11 protein-coding genes and 2 pseudogenes are annotated in these 12,095 nt (G+C 71.8%); 8 read left to right on the top strand and 5 right to left on the bottom strand.

Features of this window, described 5'->3' with window-relative positions:
- Nucleotides 1-387, top strand: a pseudogene (locus ACLEQD_RS24910) (hypothetical protein); the annotation flags it as partial.
- Nucleotides 388-459: 72 nt separating this feature from the next.
- On the opposite strand, the gene ACLEQD_RS24905 reads toward ACLEQD_RS24910, so the two are convergent.
- Together ACLEQD_RS24905 and ACLEQD_RS24900 are read right to left on the bottom strand one after the other, a co-directional pair.
- A complete protein-coding gene (locus ACLEQD_RS24905) occupies nucleotides 460-750 on the bottom strand; it encodes a hypothetical protein (protein ID WP_410387345.1) in 291 nt (96 codons plus the stop codon).
- A complete protein-coding gene (locus ACLEQD_RS24900; protein ID WP_410387344.1) occupies nucleotides 743-958 on the bottom strand; it encodes a hypothetical protein in 216 nt (71 codons plus the stop codon). Before ACLEQD_RS24900 ends, ACLEQD_RS24905 begins: the two co-directional genes overlap by 8 nt.
- Before the next feature lie 276 nt (nucleotides 959-1,234).
- On the opposite strand from ACLEQD_RS24900, the gene ACLEQD_RS24895 reads away from it, so the two are divergent.
- A complete protein-coding gene (locus ACLEQD_RS24895) occupies nucleotides 1,235-1,444 on the top strand; it encodes a hypothetical protein (protein WP_120530399.1) in 210 nt (69 codons plus the stop codon).
- Between the two features lie 31 nt (nucleotides 1,445-1,475).
- Here the strand turns inward: ACLEQD_RS24895 and ACLEQD_RS24890 are convergent, their stop codons facing one another.
- Nucleotides 1,476-2,384: an AEC family transporter gene (locus ACLEQD_RS24890; protein WP_410387342.1), complete on the bottom strand. Its 909-nt coding sequence runs from the start codon at nucleotides 2,382-2,384 to the stop codon at nucleotides 1,476-1,478.
- A gap of 250 nt (nucleotides 2,385-2,634) precedes the next feature.
- Between ACLEQD_RS24890 and ACLEQD_RS24885 the strand changes: the two genes are divergently transcribed.
- A complete protein-coding gene (locus ACLEQD_RS24885; protein ID WP_410387340.1) occupies nucleotides 2,635-3,885 on the top strand; it encodes an MDR family MFS transporter in 1,251 nt (416 codons plus the stop codon).
- 16 nt (nucleotides 3,886-3,901) lie between these two features.
- On the opposite strand, the gene traC is transcribed toward ACLEQD_RS24885, so the two are convergent.
- A complete protein-coding gene (gene traC / locus ACLEQD_RS24880) occupies nucleotides 3,902-5,716 on the bottom strand; it encodes an outer membrane exchange accessory lipoprotein TraC (protein ID WP_410387338.1) in 1,815 nt (604 codons plus the stop codon).
- A gap of 273 nt (nucleotides 5,717-5,989) precedes the next feature.
- Here traC and ACLEQD_RS24875 point away from each other — a divergent pair, with 273 nt between their 5' ends.
- The gene (locus ACLEQD_RS24875) at nucleotides 5,990-6,226 is read left to right on the top strand and encodes a hypothetical protein (RefSeq protein WP_338275177.1); all 237 of its coding nucleotides are present in this window, start codon (nucleotides 5,990-5,992) and stop codon (nucleotides 6,224-6,226) included.
- 180 nt (nucleotides 6,227-6,406) lie between these two features.
- Entirely contained in the window at nucleotides 6,407-7,198 is a 792-nt protein-coding gene (locus ACLEQD_RS24870) for an FRG domain-containing protein (protein WP_410387336.1), read from the top strand.
- A gap of 1,381 nt (nucleotides 7,199-8,579) precedes the next feature.
- On the opposite strand, the gene ACLEQD_RS24865 is transcribed toward ACLEQD_RS24870, so the two are convergent.
- The gene (locus ACLEQD_RS24865; RefSeq protein ID WP_410387334.1) at nucleotides 8,580-8,777 is read right to left on the bottom strand and encodes a hypothetical protein; all 198 of its coding nucleotides are present in this window, start codon (nucleotides 8,775-8,777) and stop codon (nucleotides 8,580-8,582) included.
- Nucleotides 8,778-9,142: 365 nt separating this feature from the next.
- Between ACLEQD_RS24865 and ACLEQD_RS24860 the strand changes: the two genes are divergently transcribed.
- The 3 genes and pseudogenes from ACLEQD_RS24860 to ACLEQD_RS24850 all read left to right on the top strand — a co-directional run.
- Nucleotides 9,143-10,954, top strand: a complete 1,812-nt coding sequence (locus ACLEQD_RS24860; RefSeq protein ID WP_410387332.1) for an acyl-CoA dehydrogenase — start codon at nucleotides 9,143-9,145, stop codon at nucleotides 10,952-10,954.
- A gap of 1 nt (nucleotide 10,955) precedes the next feature.
- Nucleotides 10,956-11,765 (top strand): hypothetical protein, encoded by an 810-nt coding sequence (locus ACLEQD_RS24855; protein ID WP_410387330.1) that lies wholly within the window; start codon nucleotides 10,956-10,958, stop codon nucleotides 11,763-11,765.
- A 93-nt stretch (nucleotides 11,766-11,858) separates the two neighbouring features.
- Nucleotides 11,859-12,095 (top strand): annotated as a pseudogene (locus ACLEQD_RS24850) (hypothetical protein); the annotation flags it as partial.

Genomic DNA, 12,095 nt, shown 5'->3' with positions numbered 1-12,095 from the left:
CGCGGCCGGCTGCGCGCGGCGGGCACGCAGCCCGAGCTGGGGCCGGAGGTGCTGCCCGGGCTCGTGGAGCCCTTCCTCGCGCTGCTGGACGAGGCGATGGAGGAGGTGACGCGCAGTTGGCTCACCGTGCACGACCGCGCCGTGTGGGCCGCGAGCGGCGTCCGGCTGGAGCAGGTGGACATGCACCTGGACCTGGGCTCCCCGGGCGCGGCGCGCGTCCTGGAGGAGGCGGTGACGGCGGCGGGCGCGCTCTCCGGCCGCTCGGCGCCCTTCGACGCCTTCCTGCGCAAGGGCCGTCAGGAGACCGCGGAGGGGCTCAACGAGGCCGGCGCGCGCGACCTGCTGGCCCGCTTCCGCGAGCGCCTGGCCAGCCTGCCGTTCAGCTAGCGAGCCGCGCCTCGACAGGGCCCGGATGCAACCGGGCCCTGGAAGCGGGCGGCCGGGCGCTGCACCCGGACTTCAGGGCTTCGCGGGCGAGGCGGGCGCGGGCAGCGCGGGGTCTTCCTTCTTCGGGGGCAGCACGCGCAGCTCCTCGAAGCGCTCCGCCAGCGTCTGCGGCGTCAGCTCCTCCTGCCACTGCTTGGGGTTGGTGTTCCACCCGAAGTCGGCCGGCACCTTGCCGCCGCCCTGGCTGGTGTAGCCGATGGTGTCCGGAAACTGCGGGGACCAGCGGTTGCCGGGATCCGGCTCCTTGGTCACGTGCTGCCGGTTGGGGAGGATGAAGGGCTTGGACTTGGGAGCATCACTCATGCAGCCAAGCCTCTCCGAAAGAGACCTCATTGGGTAGAGCCAAGCTGGGCTGCTGCCGCCTTCGCGCATGGTTCTTGGGGGGCAGCACGCTCGGCCCCAGCTCGAACACCGCGGCGAAGTAGCGGGCCTGCGACTCGCTGCCGTACCGGTACCGCCGCACGCCCCCCGCATGGGCCACCTCCACCCGCCAGCCCTTCCGGTCGCACATGACCTTCACTGTGTTCCCTGCACCCATCCCACGCCTCCCCCGTCCCGCTGTCGTCCGAGGGGGTGCCCCATGAAATCCCCGTGCCAGCGCCTGCAAGCCTGCCCAACGGGTTGCGGTGTCAGCGGGTGAGCAGTCGCCAGGGGACCGGTAACGTTTGCAGCCTGCCCCCGAGGGCCGCCCTCTGTCCCCTAGAGGTGGGGCGGGGCGCCACACCAAGTCCCCGCGGGGTGATGCCGGTCTGCTTGTGTCGGGCGGATCCTGCGTTAACTCAATGGCATGACCCAATTCGAGACCCAGAACGGAGAGCGGTTCGCGGACTTCGATCTTCCCGAGGGCTGCATGATGTGTGGCGGCGCGGTCTCCATCCGGGCCACGCCAGCGGGGGCCCACGGCTACTGCCCCCACTGCCACGTGCTGTCGCGTCCGCAGATGAAGGTGAAACCCAACGGCGTCGAGCTCTCCTTCGAGACCACGGCGCTCGCCTGAACCCGGGCGTCCCTTCCTGGTGCACGGAGCGTCAGTGCACCAGGGCCACGAGCAGCGGCGCGCTGAGGAACGACAGCGGAATGCCCACGCCCACCATCAGCACCGCCAGCTCCGGATCCAGCTCGTGCTCGGCGGCGAGGATGGCCGCCGTCACCATGGGCGCCATGGCGATTTGAAGCACCGTGGCCTGCCTCACCCCCAGCGCCAGCCCCGGCACGAGCGTCAGCAGGCCCAGCACCGCCAGCGGCGCGAGCACCAGCTTGTAGGACAGCCCCAGCACGAGCGCCGGTACGCGCGGACGCAGCCCCTGGAGCCGCAGCTGGAAGCCCACGATGAACAGCGCCAGCGGCGTGAGCAGGTCGCCCAGCCGCTGCAGCACCGCCTCCAGCCAGTCCGGGAAGGCGAAGGGCCGCAGCACCAGCGCCACCACCAGCGCCTGGAACGGGGGGAACACCAGCACCTTGCGCACCAGCCCGCGCGCGGACACCGCCGCCTGGTGGGCGTGGGCCCTCGCCGCCGTCAGCGTGGCGAGCGTCGCCAGCACCATGAACGAGCCCAGCTGATCCACCACCACCGCCACCGGCACGCTCGCGGGCCCCAGCAGCGCCGTGGCCATGGGCAGGCCCACGAAGGCCGTATTGCCCAGCCCCGCGGTGAGGATGAGCGCCGTCACCGAATCGCGTGACAGGCCCAGCCGGGGCCCGAGCAGCCGCAGGAACAGCACCGCCCCCCCGAAGAGCAGCCACGGCGCCACGGCGGCCACCATCAGCCCGGGCGCGAACTCCAGCCGGTGCATGGCGCGCAGCACCAGCGCGGGCAGGGACACGTTGAGGATGAAGGCGTTGAACGCGGGCGCCGTCCCCGCGGGGAACCGGCCGCTCGCACGCGCCAGCACGCCCAGCACCAGGCACACCCCCAGGAGTCCGATGACCTGCCCCATGCCCGCCTTGCGTCCCGCCTTCCTGCGTGTGCGTTGGCGCGGCAACCTGGAGGAGCCCGCCAGCGATGTCCAGCGCCATCAGGGCGCACGCGGGGAAGTCGCGTTTCGCGCGCGGCTGGAATGCATGAGGCCCCAACCAGCTCCAACCGCGTGGCCGTGACGGAGCGGGCATGGAAACGCGCGGGGCGCGGGCGCATGCTGGCGGGCGCCCCGGTCAGTCCTTCCTCCCCACGGCCGTCGGGCATCCTCCATGAATCCCGTTGCCACGGTGTTGAGAGCGCTGGGCGGGGGTGGCCTGCCACGGACGTACTGGGTCCTGTGGGTGGGCACCTTCGTGAACCGGCTGGGGTCCTTCGTCGCGCCGTTCCTGGCGCTCTACCTCACGCGCGAGCGCGGCTTCAGCGTGGAGCAGACGGGCTTCATCGTGGCGCTCAACGGCGCGGGCGCGGTGATGGCGGGGCCCCTGGGAGGCATGCTCGCGGACCGGGTGGGCCGCAGGCTGACGCTCGCGGGGGGCCTGTGGCTGGGCGCCGGGGCTATGCTGTTCATCGGCTTCTCGGAGACGCCGGGGCGCATCGCGGTGGCGGCCTTCATGCTGGGCCTCCTGGGGGATTTGTACCGGCCGGCGGTGTCCGCGGCGGTGGCGGACGTGGTGCCGCCCCGGGACCGGGCGCGCGCGTACGGGATGCTCTACTGGGTCATCAACCTGGGCTTCGCCATCGCGCTGCCGCTGGCGGGCCTGCTGGCGGGGCTGGGCTACCGGCTGCTCTTCATCGCGGACGCGGTGACCACGTTCCTCTACGGCTGCTGCGTCTGGGCCTTCGTGCCGGAGACGCGGCCGCAAGCCGCGGCGGAGCACAAGGCCCGCTCCACGCTGGGGGACCTGCTGACGCCGTTCCGCGACGGCGTGTACCTGGCCTTCTGCCTGCCCGTCTTCGCGCTGGCGCTGCTCTTCTTCCAGAGCACCCTGAGCCTGCCGCTGACGCTGTCCGCGCGGGGCCTGACGCCCGCGGACTACGGCCTGGTGATGGCGGTCAACGGCGTGCTCATCGTCGCGCTGCAGCCGTTCGTCACGCGCGCGGTGGGCCGGGTGCGGCGCTCCACGGCGCTGGCGTTGGCGGGGGTGCTGACGGGGGTGGGCTTCGGGCTGCACGCGCTGCCGGCGAGCGTGCCGTGGGCGATGGTCGCCGTGGCGGTGTGGACGCTGGGGGAGATGGCGCAGTCACCGGTGGCGCCGTCGGTGGTGGCGGACCTGGCGCCCGCGGAGCTGCGAGGCAGCTACCAGGGCGCGTACCACATGATGTGGGGGCTCGCGTCCAGCGTCGCCCCCGCGCTGGGCGGCGCGATGCTGGGCCACGTGGGCGCCACCGCGCTGTGGGCGGGCTGCTTCTGCGTGGGACTGGCCGCGGCCGCGTGGCACCTCACCATCGCGGGCGCGCGCAGGCGCCGCGTGGAGACGCTGCGCCTGGAGCGCCCGGAGATGAGCGCCAGCCTGGACTGAAAAAAGGGAGGGCCGCCTACTGCCCGACGCCCAGGAGGGCCTCGGGCCTGGTGAGGCCGCGCGCGCGGGCGACGGGCTGGAGGATGTCCTGCGGGGGCGCGTCCGCGGTGAGCAGCAGCGCGCGCACGGCGGTCTCCACCACGTCCTCGGCGCCGGGGCGCACCATGCCGCGCCGGGCGTCCTCCACGCGCTTGCCGCGGTACACGTCGAAGCGCTCCTTCACGTGCTTCGCCACGTCCGCGACGGCCTTGTCGCCCGCGTCCACGCGCAGCTCCAGCTCGTTGCGCAGCTGCACGGGGTCCGCCAGCACGCCGTAGCGGTCATAGCCCTTGTGCGCCAGGTCCTCGTGCAGCACCGCGTAGTCCTGCGTGTTGGGCGCGGCCACCTGCTGGGGCGTCAAGAGGTCGCGCATCACCGCCGTCACGGTGGCCGTCACCGTCAGCCGGTGCAGCTGCACGTCGTAGACGAAGTCCGAGTACATGGGCTCCTCCACGGTGATGGGCTCGCGGAAGACGGTGTCGCGGTGGCGCTGCACCTCGGCGCGCTGGAGCTCCGCCTTGTCCAGCGCCGCCTGCACGGCCACCTCCAGCACGCGCGCCGCCTTGGCCTTCTGCGCCATCAGGCCCTCGTCCTGCGTGCACTGCCCCGAGCACCGCTCCGGGTCGCACTCGCCAGGCAGCTTGCCCGGGCTCTTCGCGTCGCGAGCCTCCTCGCCGCACTCCTGGATGGCCGCGCGGCACTCGCGCTTCTCCCGCTCGCGGCAGCGCTCGGCGGCGTCGCGCAGCGTGCCCAGCTCCACCTGGGCGCGCAGGTACTCGCGCAGCACGGCGGCCTGCTTGCGCTCCACGCCCTCCAGGGTGCGCTCCGTCTCCAACAGCTTCTTCTCGTAGTCGCCGCGCCTGGGGTTGGGCACGGAGCGGTTGCCCGCGAGGTAGCGCTGGCTGCGCTGGGAGTCCTCCACCGCCTTGAGCGGCAGCACGCGCTCCAGGGCCAGGTCCAGCTTCACGCCCACGCGGCCCGGGGGCGCCTCCGTCACGACCTTCAGGGGCAGCTTCGTGGGGAGCGCCGCGGCCAGCCGTCCCGCGCTCAGCCGCTGCGCCACGTCGGGGGCCTGGGCGTTGTCCTCCACGGGCGTGGCCACCACCAGGAAGGCCACCTCGTCGCGCAGCCGCTGCCGTACGGCCTCCGCGCGCTCCCGGGCGGCGGTGGCGCCCACGCGCTCCTGGTCCGCGCGCACGTAGGCCACGAGCGCGTTGCCCAGCTTGCCCGCCTTCTCCAGCGTGTCCGCGCTGGCGAAGAAGCGCTTCGCCCACGCCACCTGCACCGCGTCCACGCCCTTGCGAGCGTTCACGTGGTCCGGCGACACGGCCAGCACCGCGTCCAGCTCCGCGCGAGCATCCTGGAGCTTCTCCTCCTTGAGCAGCCCCAGGGCCACCCCCACGCGCGCCTCCAGCGTCTGCGCGAGCAGCGCGCGAGCCCCCTCGTGGTCGGGGTCCAGCTCCAGCACGCGCACCAGCAGCTTGGTGGCGGACGGCAGGTCCCCGGAGGAATGGGCGGCGCCGGCCTCCTGGTACACCTCCGCGCCCCACTCCTTGCGCACCGCGCGCAGCTTCACGGTGATTTCGGACGCCTCCGGATCCGCGGCCAGGGCGCGCAGGTAGGCGGCTTCGGCTTCCGCCCAGTGGCGCTCCTTCACGGCGCCGTCGCCCTCGCGCACCGCGCGGGAGAAGGCGGAACAGCCGCTGAGCAGCACCAGCGACAGCAGGGCCAGGGCGCTCAGCCAGCGGGAGGGGGCGGGGGGGATTCGGGCGGGGGAGCTCACGCGCCGCATTCTCGCGGGAAAGCGCGCCGGGCGTGAAGATTCCGACGCCCGCCCGGCCGGCTACCCCTCGTGAAGGCAGACATCCTGGCGGGACGGGCCAGGGACACCCGACGTCATTAGGCTGTTGTGCCTTTTGAATGTGTCACACCCACACGGTCTTCTGCTGGCAGCGATGAGACGGGGTGCAAGCGTTCAGTGCCCGGGCAGCGGGACTCCGGGAATGACGCGACGCACCAGTCAGTAGAGGGAATCAGCACCCACGAGGGGGGCTAGAGGAATCCAATGCCTTGTCCACAGCCGCGTCCCACCAAGTTCCATCTCCCGCTGCGGGCCGACTCGTTCTCCATCGAGGACCACCGCAACGTCCACTGCCGTTTCTACGGCGGCTGCATCGACGTGGCGGTCCGTCAGGACTGGGAGAGCTTCACCTGCGCCAAGTGCCCCATGTTCCAGCAGGACAAGGCACCCGGCGCCAGCTCGTATGCCTTCACGCAGCCCGCGAACTTCGGGCAGCCGTAGCGTCCTTGTTTCAAGGTCTGTGATTGAGACGGCCGGGCGCCCTGCCCACTTCCGCGCCTCTTCGGCAGGAGGGGGAGCGGGCTGGAGGGGCGCCCGTCGTCCGGTTCCGCTTCCTGTCCCCCCGGGCACTGCGTTCCTGAGGGACAGGGTCCACCTTGTCAGGCGGCGAGGGGACAGCGGATGCAGGAGCGGCGTGTCACATCGTGGTTGGAGCTGCAGGACCTGCTGTTCGCGGGCTCGTGGAACGAGCCGCTGGGCCGGTTCCGCACGAGCTTCGTGTTCCGGGGGGTCCCGGACGCGAAGCTGGACTTGACGGCGACGCTCAACCGCCAGGGTGCGTTCGTGCGCCAGGAGCGGGATTTGCTGCGGGCCTTCCGCAAGTACGCGCGGGGGGTGCCGGGCACGGAGCGGCTGACGTCCATCTGGGACTGGCTGGCGCTGGCGCAGCACCATGGGATGCCCACGCGGCTGCTGGACTGGACGTTCAGCCCGTATGTGGCGCTGCACTTCATGACGGAGCGCATGGACCTGCTGGATGAGGACGGCGCCATCTGGTGCGTGGACTATCACCAGACGAACCAGCAGCTGCCCAAGCCGCTGCGGGAGCAGCTGCGGCTGGAGGGCGCGGACGTGTTCACGGCGGAGATGCTGGCGTCGGTGGCCGGGGACCTGGCGGCGTTCGACGGGCTGGGCGCGCACCCCTTCGTGTTGTTCTTCGAGCCGCCGTCGCTGGACGCGCGCATCGTGAACCAGTTCGCGCTGTTCTCGGTGATGAACGGGCCGGACCTGAGCCTCAACGACTTCCTGGGGCACCAGCACCAGGGGGTGCGCAGGCTCGTGGTGCCGGCGAAGCTCAAGTGGGAGGTCCGCGACAAGCTCGACCAGGCGAACATCACCGAGCGGGTCCTCTTCCCCGGCCTGGACGGCCTCAGCCGCTGGCTGCGCCGCTACTACGCCCCCCGTCCCCGGTAGGCGAAGGCTCGTTCGCGGGAGCTTCGGGGGCGGGCGGTGGGGCCTCCTGTGAAGGAGAGCTGGCGGGGGGCTGCGTGTCCGGAGCCGGCGTTCGAGCTTCTCCTGGCCCCAGCAGATCCTTGGCAACGACCTGTCCTTGAGGGGTGACGGCATAGACATCCCACCCATCCAGGAGGCGAAAGCGTGGCCCGCGACATCGGAGGAAGTCGTGGATCACCCTCACGTAGTAGAGCCCTTCCGTCGGTCCCGTGAAGACCACGGCCACCAGCCCCTGCTCCGGGCTCGAGCAGCCGTCGAACAGGTGTGGATAGGGGTTGGTGCGGATCAACTCGCGGATGGCACCCGCGGCCGCGAGAACGGCCCCAGCCTCCATGGGCTGTCCCACCAGTTTCGCGGACTGCTCATCGGGCCATTCAACGGTTCCCTTCCAGGCAGGAGCCCGGGCGGCGCACCCCGTCACCATCGCCACGACACCGAACAGCGCGCAGACGTTCCTCATCCCAGTTCCTATTCGGGAAGCAGTTGGATTGCTCCATCCCGGCACAGCGGGGCAGAGCTGTAACGGGTTCGCGTCGGGATGCACGTTCCCAGAAGCCGCCAGCGGCGCTCCCGCTGGCTCCATTGTTCAATCTCGCCCGTGGGAAAGTAGCGGAGGAAGACGCGTGAACCATCCTTACGCTCCGCGACGAGGGCGGACGCCATCAGGATGGCCTGCCCCCCTGAACATCGCGGGAGCAGGGTTGCCTGGAATCATCCGGAACTCCGCCATCGCGGGCCGGCCTGCGAATGCATCCGTGGGCCACACGGTGAGGTCGAGGGTAGAGGGAGGCGTTCCGCACGGATGATTGTGGATGTAGCCCACAACCCATATCCGGTCGGAGGAATGATCGCTGTCCATCACGTCGGATGACGGCTGGCACCCGTTGTAAGACCCTCGAAGCGGCTTCGTGACCCTCCAGGACAACGCATCCTCGGTCCCGGCGACATACACCGTCGAGCAGTACTCCATGGACAGCCCCACGATGGGCCGTTGACTGACGGGGTCACACGTCTTCGCGCCAGGCAGCCTGAGCAAGGCGTCGGCTACGTCCCTGAGCAGGTCAATGGGGATGGTCACATCCCCCGTAGGCATTTCGAAGGAGGCGACTTCCGACCATGGGCCCCGAACAGGTTCGCCCCGTCCGGGTTCGACATAGCGCGCATTGGAGGAGGGCGCGCTCGCACAGGCCATCATGAGCACGAGCAATGGCAAGAAGGGCTTCATCAGGGGACCCGCTCCATTGTCGCGGATCATGCCTCCTCCGCCTGCGGCGCACCCTAACCGCGAGTCTCTCCGGCTCCAATCGGGTTCGTCAGCACCGCGGCGTCCCCCATTCCCCGTTCACGCATGCACGGGCTCCCCACCCACGGGCCCGGACCTGTCCCGGTCGCGCCGTGCCTCGCGCTCCGCGTCTTCCCTCGCCCACCGCGCGTCATCCGTGCGCGCGTTCTTGTGCGAGAGCGCGCCGCCCATGATGACCCCGCCCAGCACCACCAACATCACCAGGATTCCCACCACCACCGCGCCGACGATGAGCATGTGGACCACCTCCACTCCCAACGGTGCGTCGCGCCCGCCCCTCCCGCAGGCCGGAGCCGACACACCCTGCGGGACCTTGCCTCCCCGCCCGTCCCCACCCGTCCGCGCCCCCGGTGCCCCCGCCTGGCAATGGACAGACACGGGACGCACCTTCGTCGTAGCGCCGCCGGAACGCCCCACATGGAGGTGCGCCAATGCAAGACGCCGGCACCGGGCGACACGACACCCCTCCCCCCTGCCTGGAAGCACAAGCCCTCGCCTCCCCCACCCGCTCCCCCACTCCCCGCCCCGCCCACGTCCAACGGTGAATGCCCGCCGCACGACGACTTCGACGACCCCATCGCATCCTGGTAGGGAATCAGGGCATGAGCGTGCCCCGCCCCAACCCCCTGCTGTCGGACCGCGACGTGGACTTCCAGCTCTACGAGGCGCTGGACACCGCGGGCCTCTGCGCGCTGCCCGCCTTCCAGGAGCACTCGCGCGACACCTTCGCGCTCCTCCTGGACAGCACCCGCCGCTTCGCCCGCGAGGTGCTCGCCCCCACCTACCGGCCCATGGACGCCGCCCCGCCCGTCTTCGAACACGGCCGCGTGCGCGTGCACCCCGCCATGCGCTCGCTCTACGCCGGCATGGTCGACCTGGGCCTGCTCACCGCCACCCGCCCCCCTGACGTCGGCGGCCAGCAGCTCCCCCTCACCGTGCACGCCGTGGCCAGCGCCTACCTCATGGCCGCCAACCTGAGCGCCTATGGCTACCTGGGCCTCACGCTCGGCGCCGCGCACCTCCTGGAGGTCTTCGGCACGCCCTTCCTGCGCGACACCTTCATGGCCCGGCTGTACCGCGGTGAGTGGACCGGCACCATGGCCCTCACCGAGCCCCAGGCCGGCAGCAGCCTCGCGGACGTGAAGACGCGCGCCACGCCCGCGCCGGACGGCTCCTACCGCCTCCAGGGCTCGAAAATCTTCATCAGCGGCGGCGACCAGGACTTCACCGACAACGTCGTGCACCTCACCCTCGCCCGCATCGAGGGCGCGGAGGGCGGCACGCGCGGCGTGTCCCTCTTCGCCGTGCCCGCGAAGAGGCCGGAGGCAGACTCGTTCGTCCCCAACGACGTCCAGGTGGCCGGCGTCATCCACAAGATTGGCTGGCGCGGCCTGCCCAGCCTCGTCCTCAACTTCGGTGAAGCCAATGACTGTCACGGCTGGCTCGTGGGCCAGCCCGGCCGCGGCCTCGCCTGCATGTTCCAGATGATGAACGAGGCGCGCATCATGGTGGGCCTCAACGGCGTGTCCACCGCCGCCGTCGCCTACCAGGAGTCGCTCGCCTACGCGCGTGAACGCCCCCAGGGCCGCCCCGCCGGCATCCGCGACGCCACGCGCGCCCAGTCCCCCATCATCGAACACGCCGACGTGCGCCGCATGCTGCTGCGCCAGAAGGCCATCGTGGAGGGCGGCCTCGCGCTCTTGCTCACCACCTCCACGCAGGCGGACCTCGCCAACCACGCGCCGGACGAAGCCACGCGCAAGCGCGCGCACCTGCTGCTGGACCTGCTCACGCCCATCGCCAAGACGTTCCCCGCGGAGAAGGGCTTCGAAGCCAACGCGCTCGCGCTCCAGATTCACGGCGGCTACGGCTACTCCAGCGAGTACCTCCCGGAGGCGTGGCTGCGCGACCAGAAGCTCAACAGCATCCACGAGGGCACCACCGGCATCCAGGGCCTGGACCTGCTCGGGCGCAAGGCGGTGGCGGAGGGCGGCGCCGCGCTCCAGGCGCTCGACGAGGAGGTGCGCGCCACCACCGCGCGCGCCCACGCCGCGGGCGTGGAGCCCGCGTGGAGCGACGCGCTGGAGGACGCGCTCCAGCAGGCCACCGGCCTCACGCTGGAGCTGGGCGCGCGCGGCATGGCGGGCGAGGTGGACGTGATGCTCCGCCACAGCACGGACTTCCTGGAGCTCTTCAGCGTGGTGGCCGTGGCGTGGCGCTGGCTCGCGCAGGCCGCCGCCGCGAAGGAGGGCCTGGCGCGCACGGCGCACGCGGAGGACGCTGGCTTCTACGAGGGCAAGCTCGCCGCCGCGCAGTACTGGTTCGCGGTGGAGGTGCCGCGCGTGCCGCTGCTCGCCCACCTGTGCCGCACGGGCGAGGACTCCTACGCGCGCATGCGTCCGGACTGGTTCTGACATGTCCGTCTCCTTCCACCTGTGCCAGCCCGGCGGGGGCGCCTCGTGCGGCGCCTGCTGCGGCCTCTACAACTTCCGGGACCACTCCCGCGCGGCGCTGACCCGGCGGCTCACGGCGCAGACGGAGCGGCTCTCCCGCGCCCCCCACACCCCGGAGGCCTACGGCGAGGCCGCGCGCGAGCTCACCGCGAACCGCGACGCCCCCGCCCTCTTCCCCATCGTGCGGGTGTGTCCCCTGCTGGGCTTCCTGGACGCGGAGCACCAGCGCGTGGGCTGCCTGGGCCATCCCCGGGTGACGGGCGGCGCGGACCTGCGCGACTGCGGCGTCTACCGCGCCACCGTCTGTGAGTCCTTCACCTGTCCGTCCTTCGGCTGGCTCACCGACGCGCAGGCCCGGCTGGTCCAGGCCGCGTGCGCGGACTGGTACCTCTACGGGCTGGTCATCACCGACGTGGAGTTCGTGCGCGGCTGCCTGAAGCTCCTGGAGTGGGAGCTGGGAGGCCCCGCGTCCCCGGACGTCCTGCGCGAGCGCCCCGACTCGCTCTCCGCCGTGCGCCGCCTCTTCGCCCTCAAGGAGACGGCCCCCGGCCGCGACGGACAGGCCACCGTCTTCGGCCGCTTCGCCCATGACACGGAAGGCGAACCCACCCCGCGCTCGCTGGACTACGCGGCGCTGGGCACGCGCGCCGCCCCCGAGGACGACGTGGTGCTGTGCCTGGGCTACACGCCCCCGGACGCGCCGGCCCTGCTCGCCGCGCGCGCCCTGGTGCGCGACCACGTGCGCGCCGTGGCCGCCACCTTCCCCGCGTAGCCCCCGCCATCCAGAAGCCAACACCCCTCCGCACGCCGGACGCTTGCAACGGCTGGGGGTCGTCCGCAGGTTTGCCTGCGGGAGGGTTGGCGGATGGGTGGACGTTGGATGTGGATGGGGATGGTGGGGCTGTGCTCGCTCGCTTCCGGCTGTCGGGAGCACGACACCGGGGACACGGTGACGCGGACGCCGACGTCCATGCAGGCGCGGAACTCCGCGACCGGCGGGCTGATGGTGCCCGCCGCGCTGGCACGGAGCACGGTGGACGGCGACCGTTCCCCAGGCGGCGGCGCGCCGCTGGCCGCGAACGCGCAGGTGCCCCCCGACACG

This window comes from Corallococcus sp. 4LFB (genome assembly GCF_046520365.1).
Lineage (GTDB): Bacteria > Myxococcota > Myxococcia > Myxococcales > Myxococcaceae > Corallococcus > Corallococcus caeni.
Note: the sequence above shows the minus strand (reverse complement) of the source record. Positions and strands in the feature narration are given on the sequence as shown.

Bases quoted from the DNA above. Each gene is read 5' to 3' on its own strand.
- ACLEQD_RS24905 (WP_410387345.1), bottom strand. From the start codon at position 750: ATGAGTGATGCTCCCAAGTCCAAGCCCTTCATCCTCCCCAACCGGCAG.
- ACLEQD_RS24900 (WP_410387344.1), bottom strand. From the start codon at position 958: ATGTGCGACCGGAAGGGCTGGCGGGTGGAGGTGGCCCATGCGGGGGGC.
- ACLEQD_RS24895 (WP_120530399.1), top strand. From the start codon at position 1,235: ATGACCCAATTCGAGACCCAGAACGGAGAGCGGTTCGCGGACTTCGAT.
- ACLEQD_RS24890 (WP_410387342.1), bottom strand. From the start codon at position 2,384: ATGGGGCAGGTCATCGGACTCCTGGGGGTGTGCCTGGTGCTGGGCGTG.
- ACLEQD_RS24885 (WP_410387340.1), top strand. From the start codon at position 2,635: ATGAATCCCGTTGCCACGGTGTTGAGAGCGCTGGGCGGGGGTGGCCTG.
- traC (WP_410387338.1), bottom strand. From the start codon at position 5,716: ATGCGGCGCGTGAGCTCCCCCGCCCGAATCCCCCCCGCCCCCTCCCGC.
- ACLEQD_RS24875 (WP_338275177.1), top strand. From the start codon at position 5,990: ATGCCTTGTCCACAGCCGCGTCCCACCAAGTTCCATCTCCCGCTGCGG.
- ACLEQD_RS24870 (WP_410387336.1), top strand. From the start codon at position 6,407: ATGCAGGAGCGGCGTGTCACATCGTGGTTGGAGCTGCAGGACCTGCTG.
- ACLEQD_RS24865 (WP_410387334.1), bottom strand. From the start codon at position 8,777: ATGCTCATCGTCGGCGCGGTGGTGGTGGGAATCCTGGTGATGTTGGTG.
- ACLEQD_RS24860 (WP_410387332.1), top strand. From the start codon at position 9,143: ATGAGCGTGCCCCGCCCCAACCCCCTGCTGTCGGACCGCGACGTGGAC.
- ACLEQD_RS24855 (WP_410387330.1), top strand. From the start codon at position 10,956: ATGTCCGTCTCCTTCCACCTGTGCCAGCCCGGCGGGGGCGCCTCGTGC.